General features: G+C 69.6%; 15 protein-coding genes and 1 pseudogene. 8 read left to right on the forward strand and 8 right to left on the reverse strand.

Going from position 1 to position 16,991, the window contains the following annotated elements:
- Positions 1–13: 13 nt before the first annotated feature.
- Both AWQ71_RS35800 and AWQ71_RS35805 read left to right on the forward strand, forming a co-directional pair.
- Positions 14–1,489: a TldD/PmbA family protein gene (locus AWQ71_RS35800; RefSeq protein WP_218002093.1), complete on the forward strand. Its 1,476-nt coding sequence runs from the start codon at positions 14–16 to the stop codon at positions 1,487–1,489.
- A complete protein-coding gene (locus AWQ71_RS35805) occupies positions 1,486–2,826 on the forward strand; it encodes a TldD/PmbA family protein (protein ID WP_067142490.1) in 1,341 nt (446 codons plus the stop codon). The genes AWQ71_RS35800 and AWQ71_RS35805 overlap by 4 nt, the downstream gene beginning before the upstream one ends.
- Positions 2,827–2,849: 23 nt before the next feature.
- On the opposite strand, the gene AWQ71_RS35810 is transcribed toward AWQ71_RS35805, so the two are convergent.
- The 4 genes from AWQ71_RS35810 to AWQ71_RS35825 form a co-directional block, all read right to left on the reverse strand.
- Positions 2,850–3,668, reverse strand: coding sequence for a (2Fe-2S)-binding protein (locus AWQ71_RS35810; protein WP_067142492.1), 819 nt, complete (start codon positions 3,666–3,668; stop codon positions 2,850–2,852).
- Between the two features lie 144 nt (positions 3,669–3,812).
- Positions 3,813–4,520: a VIT1/CCC1 transporter family protein gene (locus AWQ71_RS35815; RefSeq protein ID WP_067142495.1), complete on the reverse strand. Its 708-nt coding sequence runs from the start codon at positions 4,518–4,520 to the stop codon at positions 3,813–3,815.
- 3 nt (positions 4,521–4,523) lie between these two features.
- Positions 4,524–4,730 carry a hypothetical protein gene (locus AWQ71_RS35820; protein WP_067142498.1) on the reverse strand — a complete coding sequence of 69 codons (207 nt, stop codon included), beginning with the start codon at positions 4,728–4,730 and terminating at the stop codon, positions 4,524–4,526.
- Positions 4,727–5,497, reverse strand: coding sequence for a COG4280 domain-containing protein (locus tag AWQ71_RS35825; protein ID WP_067142501.1), 771 nt, complete (start codon positions 5,495–5,497; stop codon positions 4,727–4,729). The genes AWQ71_RS35820 and AWQ71_RS35825 overlap by 4 nt, the downstream gene beginning before the upstream one ends.
- Positions 5,498–5,585: 88 nt before the next feature.
- Here AWQ71_RS35825 and AWQ71_RS44755 point away from each other — a divergent pair.
- The 5 genes and pseudogenes from AWQ71_RS44755 to AWQ71_RS35845 all read left to right on the forward strand — a co-directional run.
- Positions 5,586–5,747: pseudogene (locus AWQ71_RS44755) on the forward strand (Chromate resistance protein ChrB); the annotation flags it as partial.
- A 52-nt stretch (positions 5,748–5,799) separates the two neighbouring features.
- Positions 5,800–6,054 carry a Chromate resistance protein ChrB gene (locus tag AWQ71_RS42915; protein WP_369407237.1) on the forward strand — a complete coding sequence of 85 codons (255 nt, stop codon included), beginning with the start codon at positions 5,800–5,802 and terminating at the stop codon, positions 6,052–6,054.
- Positions 6,055–6,301: 247 nt separating this feature from the next.
- The gene (locus tag AWQ71_RS42925) at positions 6,302–6,493 is read left to right on the forward strand and encodes a hypothetical protein (RefSeq protein WP_067142507.1); all 192 of its coding nucleotides are present in this window, start codon (positions 6,302–6,304) and stop codon (positions 6,491–6,493) included.
- A 645-nt stretch (positions 6,494–7,138) separates the two neighbouring features.
- Complete coding sequence (locus tag AWQ71_RS44760) at positions 7,139–7,504, forward strand: bacterial transcriptional activator domain-containing protein (protein ID WP_369407235.1); 366 nt, start codon at positions 7,139–7,141, stop codon at positions 7,502–7,504.
- A 310-nt stretch (positions 7,505–7,814) separates the two neighbouring features.
- Positions 7,815–8,546, forward strand: coding sequence for a hypothetical protein (locus AWQ71_RS35845; RefSeq protein ID WP_067142512.1), 732 nt, complete (start codon positions 7,815–7,817; stop codon positions 8,544–8,546).
- Positions 8,547–8,822: 276 nt separating this feature from the next.
- On the opposite strand, the gene AWQ71_RS35850 is transcribed toward AWQ71_RS35845, so the two are convergent.
- The 4 genes from AWQ71_RS35850 to AWQ71_RS35865 all read right to left on the reverse strand — a co-directional run bounded on the left by AWQ71_RS35850 (position 8,823) and on the right by AWQ71_RS35865 (position 15,830).
- Positions 8,823–11,117 (reverse strand): SCO7613 C-terminal domain-containing membrane protein, encoded by a 2,295-nt coding sequence (locus tag AWQ71_RS35850; protein ID WP_157570768.1) that lies wholly within the window; start codon positions 11,115–11,117, stop codon positions 8,823–8,825.
- A gap of 592 nt (positions 11,118–11,709) precedes the next feature.
- Positions 11,710–12,702, reverse strand: coding sequence for an STM4015 family protein (locus AWQ71_RS35855; RefSeq protein WP_169806713.1), 993 nt, complete (start codon positions 12,700–12,702; stop codon positions 11,710–11,712).
- A 207-nt stretch (positions 12,703–12,909) separates the two neighbouring features.
- Positions 12,910–13,920 (reverse strand): phosphotransferase family protein, encoded by a 1,011-nt coding sequence (locus AWQ71_RS35860; protein WP_067142517.1) that lies wholly within the window; start codon positions 13,918–13,920, stop codon positions 12,910–12,912.
- Positions 13,920–15,830: a tetratricopeptide repeat protein gene (locus AWQ71_RS35865; protein WP_245658861.1), complete on the reverse strand. Its 1,911-nt coding sequence runs from the start codon at positions 15,828–15,830 to the stop codon at positions 13,920–13,922. The genes AWQ71_RS35860 and AWQ71_RS35865 overlap by 1 nt, the downstream gene beginning before the upstream one ends.
- Between AWQ71_RS35865 and AWQ71_RS35870 the strand changes: the two genes are divergently transcribed.
- Positions 15,730–16,572, forward strand: a complete 843-nt coding sequence (locus AWQ71_RS35870; protein WP_245658859.1) for an IS1380 family transposase — start codon at positions 15,730–15,732, stop codon at positions 16,570–16,572. The genes AWQ71_RS35865 and AWQ71_RS35870 overlap by 101 nt on opposite strands.
- The last annotated feature ends 419 nt before the right edge of the window (positions 16,573–16,991 follow it).

Raw genomic sequence — 16,991 nt, forward strand, 5'->3', positions numbered from 1 at the left:
ACAAAGGAGTGCGATGGAGCCACACGGCACGCCGACGGGCGCGATGCGGGAGATCACGGATCGAGCGCTCGACACCGCCGTGAGCGCGGGCGCCGACTACGCGGACGTTCGCGTCGTACGGCGGGTGGAGGAGTCGGTGACGGTGCGCACCGGCCGGGTGGAGTCCATCGCCTCGGACGAGAGCGAGGGCGTCGGCGTCCGGGTGTTCGCGTACGGAGCATGGGGCTTCGCGGCGACACACCGGTATGACGCGGACGCGATCGACCGGGCCGCGGCCGAGGCGGTACGGCTCGCGAAGGGCGCGGCGCCCTCACTCAGGCGCCGCGTCAGCCTGGCGGAGCGCCCCCGCGCCTACGGCACGTACGCCACGCCCGTGCGTGAGGATCCCTTCGCGCTCCCGCTGGAGGTCAAGGTCGCCGACCTGCTCGACGCCGACGCCGCGCTGGCCGTCCCCGGAGTCGTGTCGACCGCGTCGACGTACGCCGCCCAGCGGGAGTGGAAGACCTTCGCGGCGACGGACGGCAGCCTCACCGAGCAGGTGTTCACGCACGTGGGCGCGGGCATCGAGGCGCACGCGGTGAAGGGAAGCGAGCACCAGCGGCGCAGCTACCCCGAGGCGCGGGGCGGCCGCTGGCAGCAGGCGGGATACGAGTTCATCCGCGAGCTCGACCTGAAGGGGAACGCGGCCCGATGCGGAGGCGAGGCCGTCGCTCTGCTGACGGCCCCGCCGTGCCCCGAGGGCCCCGCCACGGTCGTCATCGACCCCAGCCAGCTCTACCTGCAGATCCACGAGTCGTGCGGGCACGCCACCGAGCTCGACCGGGTCTTCGGCGCGGAGGCGAGTTACGCGGGGACCAGCTTCCTGACCGCAGGCCTGCTGGACTCGCGTTTCAGGTACGGCTCGGACCTGGTCACCCTGGTCGCCGACGCCACGGTGCCCGGCGGCCCGGGATCGTTCGGCTGGGACGACGAGGGGGTGGCGGCGCAGCGGACCACCCTGGTGGAGAACGGGATCCTCACCGGCTATCTGACCTCGCGGGACACGGCTCCCCGCATCGGCAGGGAGTCCGGCGGCGCCGTGCGCGCCGAGAGCTGGAACCGGCTCCCGCTGGTCCGCATGACCAACGTCAACCTCGTGCCGGTGCCCGGCATGAGCCTCCAGGACATCGTGGCCGACACCGACGACGGCCTCTACCTGACCCAGAACCGCAGCTGGTCGATCGACGACCGCCGATGGAACTTCCAGTTCGGCACGGAGATCGCCTACGAGATCAAGGGCGGCAGGCTGGGGCGCATCCTGAGGAACCCCGTCTACTCGGGGATCACTCCGGAGTTCTGGCGCTCCTGCGACGCGGTCGCCGACGAGCGGAGCTACGTCATGTACGGCAACCCCAACTGCGCCAAGGGCCTTCCGCCGCAATGCGTGCAGGTCGGCCACGGCACTTCGGGCGCACGGTTCCGAGGCGTGCGGATGGGGGCGGGACGATGAACCTCGAACGATACGCCGATCGGGTGCTGGAGACGGCGCGCCGGCACGGCGCGACCGACGCCGAGGTGAGCGTGGAGGCCCGGGTCGCCGCGCTGACCCGGTTCGCCAACTCCGAGATCCACCAGAGTGTCGCCGAGGACACCGTTCGGGTCACTCTCCGCTACGTCCACGGCAGGCGGTACGGCATGGCCGCCACGGGGCGCCTGGACGACGCCGCGCTCGAATCCCTTGTCGAGCGCGCGTCGGCGAACGCGCGCAGCACGGCCGAGAGCGACGACTGGCCCGGCCTTCCGGAACCGGGTCCGATCCCGGAAGTGACAGGCGCCTACGCGGCATCGACCGGCGAGGCCACAGCCGAGCGCCGGGTCGAGACCGTGCGCGAGGTCGTCGCCGCGGCGGACGCCGCCGGCGTGGCCGCGTTCGGCTCCTTCACGACCGGCGCCGTCACCACGGCCGTGATCAGCACACGGGGTGTGCGAGCCGTCCAGACCAGGAGCGACGCCTGGCTGGTTACCGTGCACATGTCGCCCGGCGGCGGCACCGGCTACGCCGAGACCTGCGCGGTGGACGTGGCGGACGTCGACGGCGCGGCCCTCGGCCGGGAGGCGGCCGGCAAGGCGCGCGCCGACGATCACGCGGTCGACCTCGCGCCGGGGGAGTATCCCGTGGTCTTGGAGGAGTACGCCGTGGTGGACCTGCTGGCCAAGCTCGGCAGGTGCGGCTTCAACGCGCTCGCCGCGCAGGAGGGGCAGTCCTTCGCGGCCCCCGGCCTCCGCGTGGCCAGCGATCTCGTCACCGTCTGGGACGATGGCACCGACCCCGCGGGGCTTCCCACGGCCTTCGACCACGAGGGCGTCGGGAAAGAGCGCGTCAGCCTCATCGATCGCGGCAGATGCGTCGGACTGGTCCACGACACCCGCACCGCAGCCAGGGCCGGGATCAGGTCCACCGGGCATGCGCTGCCCGCGCCCAACCCGGTCGGGCCCCTTCCGACGAACATGTTCATGGCGCCGGGCGCGTCAACACGGGAAGAGCTGGTCGGGCGGCTGGACCGGGGGCTCCTCGTCACACGCTTCTACTACACCAACCCAGTGAACCCGAAGCGCGGGATCGTCACCGGGGTGACCCGGGACGGCGTCTTCCTCGTCGAGCACGGCGAGATCGTCTCCCCTGTCCGCGACCTGCGCTTCAGCGTGAGCTACCTGGACGTGCTGCGGGGCGTCGCGGCGGTCGGCAAGGAGCGCAAGACGCTGCGCGGCTGGTACGGAGGGGTGTCGGTGCTCGGCGACATCACCGTTCCCGCCGTCCTCGTGGACAGCTTCCGTTTCTCCGGCTAGCCGTGATGCCGGGCAGCGACGGCTCATCGGGCTCCCCGAGATTCCCATACGGCACGAGTCCACCGGTCGCGGCGCGCGCCGGGGTCCTCCAGCGCGCAATCGCCGCATTTGTGGCCGTCCCGCGCCCGGTAGTACAGGCAGCAGCTGTGGCGGACGAAGAACGGGTGGCCGGGCGCCGGTTCCGCCAGCTCGCCCTTGTCCCGGAGGAGGCCCAGGTCGAGCAGCTCGCGGGCCAGCGAGAGGGCCGCTCCGGTGAGCTCGGGGCGTACGCGGGCGAGGGCGCGGACGGTCCCGGCCAGCGAGGAGGCCACGTTGCCCCACAGCAGGCCCGGAGCGATCTTCACGACCCTCTGGACCGCCTCGGCGAGCGGTTCCAGCAACCCGGGCACCACGGTGTGGTACATCCGCTCGGCTGTCCGCGCCGGGTCGCGGATCTCCCAGCCGGCGAGATCGGTGGTGCGCAGCGGCGGCGGCACGCCGTCGGGCGCCGGCCGCCAGTGGACGCGCCCTGGGAGCAGCTCGATGAGCAGGCCGTGGACGACCGCCGCGCCGAAGAGAGGCGAGCACAGCCGGGAGGCGAGCTTCTGGAACAAGATCGAGGCGGCTACCCGGGTCTCGGCGGTGCCCAGGCGCTCGGCGACGTCCCCGATCCGCTGTTCCAGGACGCCGGCATCGGTGAGCAGGTCGGTGAACGGGCGCCATCCGGTCTCGACCCGGCCGACGCCGAGCTCGAAGCGGTCCCCCATGGAGGAGACGTCGGCGACCGCCTGGAAGACGGCCGAGGGAGGGGCGGGCGGCGGGTCCGCGTGAAGTCGTGTCGGCCGCGAACTGCGCTGGTCCATCGTCACACCGCCGGTCTGGTCAGGGCCGCGCGTCCGCGCGGCGGTAGGGCGATCTGGGAACCCTCAGCGGCGGCCGCTATTCGCGGGGCCGCCGCTGAGGGGGCATTGGAGCCGCGGGCGGTGGAGGATCACCGGCCCGCCGGGTCAGCCGATGAACGTTCCCACCAGGCTGCCGACCCCGTACGTCACCGCCGCCGCGAGGGCGCCGAGCACGAGCTGGCGGCCCCCGCCGTACAGGGGGGACCTGGCGGTGAGCCGGGCGACCAGCGCGCCGGTGGCGAACAGCGCGACCGCCGTGAGCACGATCACCGCCGACATCGAGGACGACCCCAGCAGGAACGGCAGCACCGGGATCAGCGCCCCGATGGCGAACGCCAGGAAGGAGGATCCCGCGGCGACCCAGGGCGAGGGCAGGTCGTCGGGGTCCAGGCCGAGCTCCTCGCGGGCGTGTACCCGCCAGGCCACCTCGTCGTCGCGGTGGAGTTGCCTGGCCACTTCCTCGGCGAGTTCGGGCGTCAGGCCGCGCGACTGGTACAGCAGGGCGAGTTCCCGTTCCTCGGCCTCGGGGTTGCGGGCCAGCTCGCGGCGTTCGACGGCGATCTCGGCCTGGGTGAGTTCCCGCTGCGAGGCGACCGACGTGTACTCGCCGGTCGCCATGGAGAAGGCGCCCGCCGCGAGCCCGGCGAGCCCGGCGACCGTCACGGCGGTCCCCGTAGCCCCGCCGCCGACCACTCCGGCCAGGAGCGCGGCGTTCGAGACCAGCCCGTCCATCACGCCGAACACGGCGGGACGCAGCCAGCCGCCCGTGACGTCGCGGTGATGGGAGTGCAGTTCCACTGCCTGTGCGGTCATGGGCTAGCTCCTCACATCGATCACGACGCTGGCGATGAAGAACAGGAGCAGCAGCACGCCGCCGGCGACGGTGGCTGCCGCGGTGGACACGCCCGCGAGCACGACCACGAGCGTCACGGCGAGGGCGGCGACGACCGCCACGGCGATCTTCCAGTCGTTGCCGATGATGAAGTCGTACCAGAACTGTCCGAAACCCTTGATGAATCTCATCGGGCGACCTCCGGCTTGAGTCGGGGCAGGAACGTGACCAGGACGCGGGAGATCAGCAGCCAGCCGGCGATCAGGGCGAGGATGGCCCAGTCATGGCCCGGCCATTCGAGGCTCTCGCCGCTCTCGGTGAACACGCCCAGACCCTCGACGGCCCAGTACGCGCCGAAGCTGGCGAGCAGCAGGCCCACGCCGTACTTCAGGGCGTTCTCGGGGATCATCGCGAGCGGGCGGTGCAGGATCAGCCCGGCGATCAGCACGAGGAGGCCGGCGACGGCCGCGCCTCCGATGGCCGCGGGCATGTTCGCGGCGCTCAGCCCGAACGTGATCACGATGAAGACGACCTCGACGCCCTCGAGGAACACGCCCTTGAACGACACCACGAACGCGAAGGTGTCGATGCCGAACCGGCTCTTGGCCGCTGCCTTGCGCCCGGCCTCGGTCTGGCTGGCGAACTCCTCGTCCTCGTCGTGCATGGCCTTCAGCCCGGAGGATCGCAGGACCGCCTTGCGCAGCCACTGCAGGCCGAAGATCAGCAGCAGCGTGCCGACAACCAGCTGGAGGAGCGCCTCGGGCAGCCAGGTGCTCAGGGCGTACCCGGCGGCGGCGGTGAACGCGGTCAGCGCCACCAGCGCCACGAGGGTGCCCGCGAGGGCCGAGCGCCAGCCGCGAGTCACACCCATGGCCAGAACGATGGTCAGGGCTTCGACGAACTCGACGAACGAGGCGGCGAAGGTCGAGGCCACCAGGCCCCACGTTGCGCCTGTCACGGCGGCTCCTTCTGTGTAACAGATGCTTCAATGAATCATATGCTTCATTACTCATATCCGACATGTCAACTGGGTGGCCTCGGGTGCCATGACGATCGACGAGCGATTCCTGCAGCTCGTGTACCGCGTGCCGTCCACGACCTCGCGTGCTCGGGTGGCGGTGTGGCGGGAGCTGAAGCGCCTGGGCGCCCTCTACATCCAGCAGGCCGTATGCGTGCTGCCGGATCGCCCGGGAGTACGGGAACGCCTCGACAAGGTCCGCGAGCGCATCGACGAGCTCGGCGGCGAGAGCATTGATCTTCGTGCTGGCCGAGGTCGAGGGGCGCGAGCACCACTCGCTGGAGTCGTTCCGCGAGAACTACACGTTCGAGGAGGCCGAGGAGATCCGGCAGGACCTGGAGAAGCTACGGCGCTGGCTCCGCAAGGTGGAGGGGCGCGACTGGATGAGCGCCCCGGGCAGGGAACTCGCCAACGAGAAGGTCGCGGAGTGCGAACGGCTCCTCGACCAGTTCGAGGCCGATGTCTACGAGCGTGTCGGCGACCCGGGGAAGGTCTGACAGCGGTGCGCGCGACCGGTCCGGCGGTCGAGGGCACCCGACGCGGGTGGTGGAGTGAACCCCGCGCACACAGTCCCGGAACTCGCTCAACACCGAGAAGTCGAACCCGGCGCCTTCGAGCTCCAGGCCGAGCGCATATTTCCAGTCCCGCCGGCCGCGAACCGCATCGGCGGGGCGGCCGGCTGGTGCAATACCAGCGCGAGAGCCACCCGGGCGGGCGACTCTCGTGGTTCTCCGGCCTCGTGACGTGGACGCGGCCCTGAGCGACCCGGTGGCCCACGTCGTGCTTACCGCGGCCTCCGCGCACGATGTGGACACTGTGGTGATCGGCGGTGTCGTCCGGAAACGGGACGGGGTGCTGATCGGCGTCGACCCGGCAGAGCTCAAGCGGCGAAACGCCGCCGTTCGCAGGCGGGTGCTCGACCACCAGTTCCGCTGAAAGCGCCCTGATCTCAGGGCGGGGCGATGTGGCCTTCTGAGTGACCAACTGAGTGACAACGCACCCGGACGCGTGTGGATGCTGGTGGACTAGCAGGGACTGTTTTCCCCGCTCAGAGTAGCTTTAGTGCCGCAGGGGTGGATGGGTTAGGTTGCCTGGGGGCCAAGGGGTCGCAGGTTCAAATCCTGTCGTCCCGACCGCGTTTACGCAGGTCGGAGCCGTGATCACAAGGAATGTGATCACGGCTTTCTGTTTGTTCGTTGCTCGTTTGTTGCTCGGACGAGGCGTCAGTTGCTGACACCCTGGTGACTGTCGTTGTCGCAGGCTGCCGCCTGTTCCAGGGGGCCGAGGGCGTGTACGGCGGCGGTTGTTCAAATGGATTCGGGGCACACGTCCCATCGTCGTCGTGATCTACATCGTAAAGGTGCCGTGCCTTGCGCCCCTGAGGATGGACCATGCACGCCCTGGAGGAATCGATCGGGCTGTCCTGCGAGCCGTTCATCCAGCTCGGGGACGACGAGACCTACCGGGCTGATCCGAAGGTGATCGGCTTCGATCTTTGGGATTTCCGGGCCGCCGTCAAGCAGGCGCGTACGGCCGGGGATCCAGGCTGCCCGGATCGCGTGCCTAACACGCACCGCTGGATTGTGCGGTGGCGAGATCGGTGCGGGGATCAGCGAGGAATGGGTCCTCGACGAGCGCTACCCGCTGATCGTGGCTCAGGTCGACGCGCTCACGCAGCTCGCCGATCTGGTTGAAGGGGATGACGCGGAACGGGCTCTGGAGCTCCTCGACCAGGCCCGTCGCCTCGACCCGGACACCGAGGACACCTGGTGCCGCCTCATCCGCCTCCAAGTACAGCTTGGCCGTGCCGATCAAGCGCGCCAGACCGGGCGGCTTCTGCGCGCGCACATGCAGAGCCTCCAGGTCGAGCCGATGCCGGAAACCCAGGAGTGGCTCGCATCTCCCGCTCGCAGCCCAGCTCGTCAGGGATGGAAAGCAAGACCTTAGAGGCCGTTTCGCGGGTTGATGCCCGATTTGTTCTTTGCGTTGCCGTAGGTGACCCGATCGCAGGCCCAACGGAGAAACCACTCGAGCCCTCGCAATCCCAATCGGTGGGGCCAGCCTGGTGGAGGCGACCGCCGGGTTGCGTTCGCCCAGGTCAAGGTCGCTCCGAGCTCCGGGGTTGCCAGGCGACATGGCTGGACTCGAACCGGCAAATACTCTCAAAACGCCCTCTCGTAAGGTCACCTTTTGAGCATGCCGACCGGCCCTGCCGCCGTGGTGCGATAGAGAAGAAAGAGTGCGCCGGCTCCCCCCGTTGTTCCTGGTCGCTCTTCTCGCTCTCGGCGCCTGCGCTGAGGATCCCGCTGCGCGGGCCGCCCGCGCCCACGCCGACCAGATCGCCGAGCAACTCGGCCGCGGCCTCGGCTGGAACGCCGAGGACGTTGGCTGGGTGCTCTCCCGTGACGAAGATGTCGACGTGTACTCCGTGACAGGCACCAGGTACAGCACCACCGATCAGGGGCGTGTTCTGCTGAGGATCCGCGCCACCAGCCGGGTCGGCGCAGACGGCCAGCCGCAACCAGTGAACGAAGCCACCCGCGCCTACGAAGCGACCCATGGCCCATCCCCGAGCACCTACCCGGTGACATCCGCATGCTTCGAGATCTCGGTCTCCTATTCCGACACCGACGTGGACGAGGTCGACTGCCCGACGGGCGAGCCGCGAGCCTTCCGCGCCCCCGCGTCGATCCCGGACAACGCCTTCGAGTGGCTGAAGATGCACCTCCCCAAGACCCCCGACCTGATAGCCGCCCGTAAGGCGGTCGACCATCTAGACCTTGACGACCGCATCGGTAAGGACGTAGCCGAGATCGACGGCGTGATCGGCATCGCGCTGCGCGCGCGCCCGGGAGAATGCCTATTCGCCCGTGTCCGCCAGCAGGGCGTCGAGGTCTGGCGCCCCTCCCGCGTGCAGGCAATGCCCGGGGAGAGCAGTTGCAGTGCCGCCGAGGCCGTCCATGGCCACGCTCAGCGCCCGCCCCACTGAAGTAATCGACGGATCCGATGCTTGACCGCTAGCTCAGCCGCAGCGGGTCGGAGTCAGGGCCGAAACATTCTCGGGTGATAAGCACCTGCGAGCATGACGCGACTGAGCAGCTGAGGCGCACCACCGGCCACGAATGACAAACGCGACATACTCAGGCTGCAACTTCCGGACTATCAATCGCTGGTGGGGTCCACAGTTGGAACGAACGCCACCTACGGCATGCTCCGCGCGAATACGGGGAGTTCTACAACCAGCACATCTTTCGATGGCGGAACGTCAACCCATCGCCGCCAGGGTGTCACGCAACCGGCGCAGGTCACGCATGCGGGCCTCATACGTCGCCCCGACCACCACGAGCAGCAGCCCGCCCACGGCGATCGGCACCCAGCGCGGCACCGCGAGGAGCATCTCCGACACGTACGGGGCCAGTTCCCGCACCACAACCCCGGCGACCACGACGGCTCCGATCGCCGTGGGCGCCTGGAGCCGGAACCGGGCTCCGGCGAACAACACCGCCAACGCCAGCACGCCGAGCACCAGCGACCGCCGCCATTCGGTGTCCGAGTAGACCGCCACCAGGCTGGGCAGCATCGTGAAGGAGAGGCCCGCACCATAGGCCGCCCAGGACGAAACCGCCGCACCGCGCCGCCGCCACCAGCCGAATCCCAGCAGGACCAGCGAGCACGACACCGTGTACGCCTCGACGACGGTGACCTCGTCCGCCCCCAGCCGCAGCCACGAGGCCAGCAACAGCAGGGTGGCGCCGGTGTACCTGAGGCCGTTCACGCCGCCTCGGCTGGCCGACCCCGCCCACAGCGACATGAGCAGCACCAGCACCCCGGCCACGGCGAATCCCACGCTCGCCGCAACCAGGACGCGCAGGCCCAGTGAGAAACCCACCGCCACCGCCTCCAGCCCGAGGAACAGCGCAGCGAAGCCCACCCCCCAGAACCGGAGCTCCTTCAGCCTGGCCACCAGCGCCATTGCGGCGGCCGCCACCGCCAGGATCGGCAGCACGATCAGCGTCGCCGGCTCGCTGCCGAACGCGTACGCCGCCGCCCGTACCGAGATCGGACCGGCGACGAGCGCGCATGCCACCGCCCACCAGGGCACCCGGCCCAGTGTGGCGGCCACCGCCAGCGCGACGGCCAGCACCGCCTGCACCGCCACCGCGGCCGGGTAGGGCATCGCGAAGGCTTGGGAGGCGACCACGACCATGAGCGCCCCGGACACCAGCGCACCGGACGCCGCCACCTTCCTCGGCCGCCCGCCGGTGCCGCGCACGACCGCCGCCAGGAGGCTGGCCGCCAACACGGCCAGCACCACCACGTCCGCCGGCGACGCCGTCTCGAACGGCTGCCACTGCCGTCCGTTCCACGTGCCCGTCCACAGCACGTCCAGCCAGGCGAACGGCGCCACCAGGGTGGCCACGAGCCGAGCCAGCAGCGCCAGCGTGGTCAGCAGCGCCACCAGCCCGCCGGTGCCCATGCCCGCCAGCCGTACCCTTCGCCAGGGCAGCCAATCGGCGGCGAGCACCACCGCGAGCGCGGGAACGAGGTAGGCCAGGGGACGCCAGTCCGTGCCCGGGCCGTCCAGCGCCGGCTGCGCCAGCGCGGCCAACACGGCAATCAGTGTGAGCGCGGTTCCGACGGCGACCGCGGAGGCCCGGATCTCCCCCTCAGCCTTGCCCAGCCTGACCAGCAGCCATGTCACGATCCCGCCGAGCAGAGCCAGCGCGACCAGCGGCGCCGACCTGACCAGAGCCTGACCGACGGAAGGGGACCCCAGCGCGTAGGGCGCACCGCCCAGCAGGGCGAGGGTCGCGACCCCGCTGCCGGCCAGGGCGGCCGTCACCCTCACCGCTCCCCGGCCGTAGCGGACCAGGGCGACGTCCAGCGCCACCGCGGCCACCAGCATGGCCACCAGCCAGGTCTCCGACAAGTCACCGGCCAGCAGCGGCAGGACCGGCTGCGCCAGCACCACGGCGACCGGAGCGGGTCCGCGAAGCCGGGTGACCCGGGCATAGGCCACCAGGATGAGCGCGGTGAGCCCGAACACCCCCGCCGTGTAGTGCAGCGCGTCGAGGGAGCCCACCCCAAGGAATCCCACCCGCCTGGCCGCGTAGCCGTCGAGCAGCAGCAGCGCGACCGCGAATCCGGCCATGGTCTCGGCCGTCGCGGTGAGCCTGCGCCGGATCAGCACGACCGGCGCCAGCATGACCAGCGCGGTGAACGCGGCCAGCACGGCCGCGCGCCCGCCCATGCCCAGTTGCCCCCAGCTCACCACGGTGAACACCGCCGCCGCCACCGTCAGCAGCAGGCCGCCGAGGATGAGCAGGACGTTCTTCGCGGTGCCCGGGGAGACCTCCCGCGTCGGGGCACCGGGCCCCACAGCTCCAAGTCCGGCCGCCGTCCCCGGGGACGGCGGGAGCGCGCCCGCGTAGGGAGGCGCCGCACCCGCGCCTGCCGCCCCCTGACCCGCCGCGTCGGCGCGCAGGACGCCGAGCAGTTCCGTACGGCGGGCCTGTAGCCTGGCCTGCTGATCCCTCAGCCCGGCGAGAGCCTGGTCCACCTGCCAGAGCTCGTGCGCGGCGGGTCCCTGCAGAGGCAGCGCACACCTCGGGCATCTGGACCCCGGCTCCTGGAACCCGGTTCCGGACAACATCGCACCGCAGTCCGGACACTTCATACTTCCACGCACCGATACTCCGTTTAAGCCTGTCGAGATGACCCATATTGCACCGTGACGTCCTTGCGAGCCACTGCCACTGGGAACCAAGACGCAAGGCCGCGTAGTTAAGGATCTCGGGCGCGTGACAAGCGGTTCGTGAGTTCGGCAGGGCTTGGGCAAAAGAGGAACGGGACCCCTGAGAGGGCGTTTCGTGGGTTGATGCCCGTTTCGCTCATTGCATTACAGCAGGTGGGCGGATCACAGCCTCAACGGAGACACTGCTCGGGCAACCGTGGTCCCAGATGCTGGAGCCGCACTGGAGGAGACGCTCGCCTGGCAGGCTGTGTCCTTCCAAGTCAAGGCTGCTCCGGCCGTCCGGGTTGCCAAGCGATGCGGTTGGACACGGGTGGGCAGTAGCTCGCAAAACGTCCTCTTAGATGTATTGGACAGCTGCCAACCTGTCTGCCCGTGGCACGCACCCAGGTGCGAGGTCTCACTCCGAGACGGCGACGTAGCGCTCGTCCCGCGGCTGAGGTTCGGAGAGGTCGACGTCGACGCCGGGTAGGGCGCTCCGGATCCGCGCCGCCATGCCGTCGCTGAGAAAGTGGTGGTGCAGGTCGAGGTGGCGCAGGTGGGTGAGGGGCTGACCGTCGAGTAGCGCTTCGGCGCCGGTGTCGGACAGCATGCCCATGCTGAGGCTGAGCGCCTCGAGACGGGCGACGACCGGTGCCGTGGCCACGGCGGCGGCCATGTCGTCCTGGATCTCGCTGTCGCGCAGCCCGAGCCGCCGCAGCGCGGGCAGGCCCGCCCCGGACAGGATTCCCTCCAGGTCGGCCACGGTGGCGTCACCGCCGTAATTGGCGACGCCGAGCCACAGCTCCACGTGCTCCAGCGCGGGCAGCTCGCACGTCGAGAGGGCGCGGACGACGTGGCCGGGCAGTCCGCCGGTCTCGAACCGTAGGACGGTGAGGTGCTCGTGCCGTACGGGGCGCAGCAGCAGTCCCTCGCCCCCGCGTACGTCGAGCCGCTCCAACCTGGGGAAGGCCTCCAGGACCGGGGTGATGTCGCCTTGCTGGATCCAGGAGATCTCCCACTGCTCCGGTTCGACGAACCCGAGGAAGAGCGAGCGCAGCCGGGGCAGCCGGTGGGCGTGGGCGGCGAGCACCTCGGGCGCGTTACGCACATTCTCCCCGGCGACCACGAGGGCCCGGATCTGAGAGCCGTCGACCCGGTGGAGCAGGTCTCTCAGTTCACTCGCGAACGCGCCGCCGTCGTACAGCGGCCAGGCGAAGTCGGAGGGGTCGGGTATGCGACTGTGGTCGATCACGTCGGGGTCGGCGACGGGCAGTCCGGCGAAGGTCTCGCGGTGGGAGCCCACCGCGTCCCAGCGGTAGACGCCGTCGGCGGGGATGAACACCTGGCCCGGGTCACGCGGGTCGGCCGGCGTCTCGGCGTTTAGCGCCTCAAGATCCTCGTCATATGCCATCACGGTGGACATCCTCGGCTGGGGGTGCGGAGCTCCGTCCTACCAGGTTGGGGTGACAAATCCGGGAGCGGTCGATCTTGGCCGTGGCTCGGCCTGGCCGCCGGGCAGAAGGCGGTGCGCCGTTGGGCGTGAGATTGCGGCGCGGCCGAAAGCGTGGGTGGGGCTGGTTAGCGGAGGATTCGAACCCCCAACCCTCGGATCCGAAAGTCAGGTTGTTGACGGCTTACAGGGGCGCCCGTTCTGCCGGACCCGGGTTTCGACGTAGGCGGTACTGACAGGGGAGCTCCACTCCCAGATCTCTCCTGCAGCGTTGAGCTTGCGGGTCAGCTTGCCGATCAGCTGATCCTCCTCGGCTGTGCTGAGTCGTCCGCCTGTGAGGAGCTGGGTGTACCGCACGGTGTCGACGATGGCGGACTTCACTCGCTCATGCGCGAGGTAGGTGTCGAGATCCTGTTCCCAGCCCTGCGAATACCCGGCCGGCATGTTCTTCACCCAGCCGTCCAGTACGGCCTGCCGCTCGTCGTCGTAGTAGCTCATCTTGTGGAAGTGGACGGCGAGCTCGTAAACGGGATCGCCCCACAGGGCGAGCTCCCAGTCGAGGAACACGACGTGCCCGTCCCGGTAGATCATGTTCTTTCGATGGACGTCCGCGTGGACGAGTGCGAACGGTCGCGGTGTGAGTTCTGACCAGCGTCCGAGCACCGGGGCCAGCGGGTCTTCAGGGATGCCGAGCGCGGTGAACAGCGACTGATAAGGCTCGCGGAACGTGTCGTAGACGCGTCCGGTCACATCGGACAGTCGCCTGGCGAAGGCGGGCGTGTCGGCGTCGGCGGGCCATGACGGCGGCAACTCCGGCAGCCGATCCAATGGAACCGTGGTGAGCTGGACGAACAGCTCGACCACGTCTCCCAGTACAGCAGGTGGCACCCGGTTGCCCCGTGGGGCGATGCCGTCGAGGACGTCTCCGGCGATGAACTCGTGAACTTGGAACTGCGGTTCCTGCGACACGTGCAGCAGCCGAGGGGCATGGGCGACCTGGGGACCTAGTGCGGCGAGGACGTCCTGCTCAGGCCAGATCCGAAGGTCCATGGTGTCGGCCCCGGCGATTGGGATGCGGACGATGACGGGTCCGCTTGGGGTGTCGACTCGGATGTTGTCGTTGTAGAAGCCGCTGGCGCCGTTTCTGGCCTGGATAGCCGTGTTGTAGAGGTCGAGCATCACGTGAGCAGCCCCCGCAGGTGATCGTTCATCCGTGCCTCCAACGCCTCCAGCGAATCCAATGGCTCGATGTCGTTCCGGGCCTGCTGGGCAGCCGCGCTGATCGTCTCGTCGGTGCGCTCGAGCATTCCGAGCAGGTATTCGGCCACCATGAGCAGCGTCGGATAGACCTCGACGGCCACCAGCTCGTCCACCGCCCACCGGAGGGAGGCCATAGCCTGATCGGCCTGTCTGAGGCGAAGGTGGAGGCTGGCTCGGACGAGTTCCGCCCTGGCGCGACCGGACCGGTAGCCGGCCGTATCCAAGGTGCGGCAAGCGTGATCCAGGGATGTACGGGCGTCGTTGAAGTGCCCGATGGCCAGCTGGGCCTGGCCGAGGGCGGTGAACGCCTTGCCTGCCTCGTGCAGAGCGCCGAGGTCGGTGTTGGCCTCGACCGCTTCGCGCGCGACCGCGATGGCCGAGACCGGATCCGTCCAGGCGAGCAGTTCGGCGAGGTTGGTCTTGACCAGCGCCGCCCCGATGACCGTTCCCGCTTGGCGGTAGCGCGCTTCCGCATCGCGGAGATGCCGCTCGGCCCTCTCGAAGTCGTAACTGAAGCGGGACGCCAGGTGCAGCAGCCGGGCGAGGTCACCTCGGAGGACGTGGGCATCCGCAGGACTGCTGGCAGTCACCTCGTCAGCCAAGAGGAACGCCCGGCGGAATCTGCCCTGGGCCATGTGGAGATCCGCGCTCCACAGGCCTGCGGGGTGGCGCTCTGGTCCCTCGCGCCCATCCCAGACGCTCGAGTAGATGTGCAACGCCTCGGCCGTCTGCCCGCCGATGCGCCGTCCATGCCCTGCGGCGACGGCGAGACGCGCGCCCGCCCGGCTCGTCAGGGACCACGATCGTCCCGGCGTCAACGTGTTGATCTTCTCGGCGTCCCCGAGCAGGACGGCCGCCTCGGCGGCCAGGCACCGCGCCGTCTGGTCCAGAGCCTCGTCGGGTTCGCCCTGCTCGAGGAAATCCCTTAGATCGGCGACCAGGCCGGATACTCCTTGCGACCCGCCCAGGGCGGCGATTCGGTCGGCGTAGTCCAGCAGCCGATCGCTGGACAGCACCCCGGAACCGAGGCCGTGATAGGCCGCTTCCCGGAGCGCCGTTGGAGCGTTGCTGCCGCGAGCCCGCTCGTTCCACAGGTCATGCAGCACCCTGTGGGCCTCCTGGCTGATCGCAGCCGACAGCCGCACCCGCAGAACACTGGTCATGAGCTGATGCAGCTGGAACCGCGACTCCGGCGCGGGATACACGAAGGAGTACGACGTCAGCCTCTCCCACGCGATCTGCCCGGCAGGAAGATGGAAGGCCTGGGCCAGTCGGGTGAACAACTCGAAGTCGAAGGTGCGTGTGATGCTCAGCAGTTCCAGGTATCGGCGCTCGTCCGGATCGACGTGCTGGAGGAAGCGCTGCATGATCTCGTCCTGGGAGACCACCTGCCGTCTGCTTTCACTGTCGACGGCGAGATGCAGGTAGAACGGCACGCCGACGCTCGCCTTTGCGATCACCTGTCGCATACGGGGATCGGTGACGCCGCCGTCGGTCAGCAACTCCATCCGCGCATCCATCGGGAGCCCCTCCAACGGAAGTTGGCGGATGATCCGCCCCCACTCCGAGGCGTATTGGTGCCAGGGCAGCGGCTCCCTGCTCGCGATGACAACGAGGCCGCGGTCGAGCTGGGCCACCAGGTCGCGCAGCCACACATCCGAGGCGGCTTGCCCAGGCGGGTTGAACGTGCTGGCCTCGACCTTGTCGACGCCGCTGGCCGCTCCGGTCATCACCGGCACCCGGCTACGCGGCAGGAAAGCAGGCTCAGCCCGTGGCGCGGAATCGTTCGTGGCCGAGTCGATCACCGCTGCGCGGGCGGCGGGCGCCACCGGCATCCTCCTCGTGCGCGGAGATTCGGCGTTCTATGCAGCGGGCGTGATCGCCGCCTGCCGCCGCGCGGGCGCGCACTTCTCCATCACCGCGAAGATGGACCCCAAGATCAAAGCAGCGATCGCCGCCATCGACGATGACGCCTGGCAGGCGATCGCCTACCCGAACGCGATCTTCGATGAGCAGGCCGGCTACTGGGTGTCCGACGCTGAGATCGCCGAGACCCGCTATACGGCCTTCACCTCGAAGAAGGGCCAGGCGGTCACGGCACGACTGATCGTGCGCCGGGTCAAGCGGCTCAACCCGCAGGCTGCGGGCGGCCAGGACGAGCTGTTCAGCTCATACCGGTATCACGCGGTCTTCACCGACAGCCCGTTCCACCTGGCCCAGGCCGAGGAACAGCATCGTGACCACGCGATCGTCGAGCAGGTCTTCGCCGACCTGGTCTGCGGCCCGCTCGCGCACCTGCCCTCAGGTGACTTCGCCGCGAACGCCGCGTGGCTGACCTGCGCCACGATCACCCACAACCTGCTGCGCGCGACCGGCTGCCTGGCCGGTCCCGTCCACGCCAGGGCACGTGGTGCCACACTCCGCCGCCGGTTGGTAGCTGCCCCCGCCCGCCTGGCCCGGCACGGACGCGGTCACATCACCCTCCACCTACCGCAGCATTGGCACTGGCAGCAGGCGTGGATGAACGTCTTCGACGCCGTCCATGACCCGCCGCCCGCGCAAGCGGCCTGACCAGCCCGAATGCCCTCGGTCACTGCCCGCACCACCGCGACCCCCACGGTCACCCGTGCCACCGGCGCATGAACCTCCGCCCCGAGCCTTTGGACACGTGGACAAGCTGTGACCCGCGCGCAGCGGCTCTCTCATGCCCGGAGACAGCGCTTCACCTGGCGAAGCGGTCCTCGCGACCGAATTGGATCAGGAATCGATCACGAGAAATCACGCGGTGCATCCAGGCTCAGCCAGTTGTTTCGCGCCGTTGAGGTGTCGCCCTGCCAGTGATGTATGTCGCCGAGGTCTGAGGCGATTCGAGGTGAAATTCCGCAAAAAGCAGCATGAATCCAGCGTCTATCGGGAAGTCGCCCGGGCTGCGGCTGAGTCCACCGCCGCGCTACTCGCCACTTCGGCTCCACCGCCGTCGGCGCCGCCGC

It is taken from the genome of Microtetraspora malaysiensis, from assembly GCF_001528665.1.
Taxonomy (GTDB): domain Bacteria; phylum Actinomycetota; class Actinomycetes; order Streptosporangiales; family Streptosporangiaceae; genus Microtetraspora_A; species Microtetraspora_A malaysiensis.

Bases quoted from the DNA above. Each gene is read 5' to 3' on its own strand.
- AWQ71_RS35800 (WP_218002093.1), top strand. From the start codon at position 14: ATGGAGCCACACGGCACGCCGACGGGCGCGATGCGGGAGATCACGGAT.
- AWQ71_RS35805 (WP_067142490.1), top strand. From the start codon at position 1,486: ATGAACCTCGAACGATACGCCGATCGGGTGCTGGAGACGGCGCGCCGG.
- AWQ71_RS35810 (WP_067142492.1), bottom strand. From the start codon at position 3,668: ATGGACCAGCGCAGTTCGCGGCCGACACGACTTCACGCGGACCCGCCG.
- AWQ71_RS35815 (WP_067142495.1), bottom strand. From the start codon at position 4,520: ATGACCGCACAGGCAGTGGAACTGCACTCCCATCACCGCGACGTCACG.
- AWQ71_RS35820 (WP_067142498.1), bottom strand. From the start codon at position 4,730: ATGAGATTCATCAAGGGTTTCGGACAGTTCTGGTACGACTTCATCATC.
- AWQ71_RS35855 (WP_169806713.1), bottom strand. From the start codon at position 12,702: ATGGCATATGACGAGGATCTTGAGGCGCTAAACGCCGAGACGCCGGCC.
- AWQ71_RS35860 (WP_067142517.1), bottom strand. From the start codon at position 13,920: ATGCTCGACCTCTACAACACGGCTATCCAGGCCAGAAACGGCGCCAGC.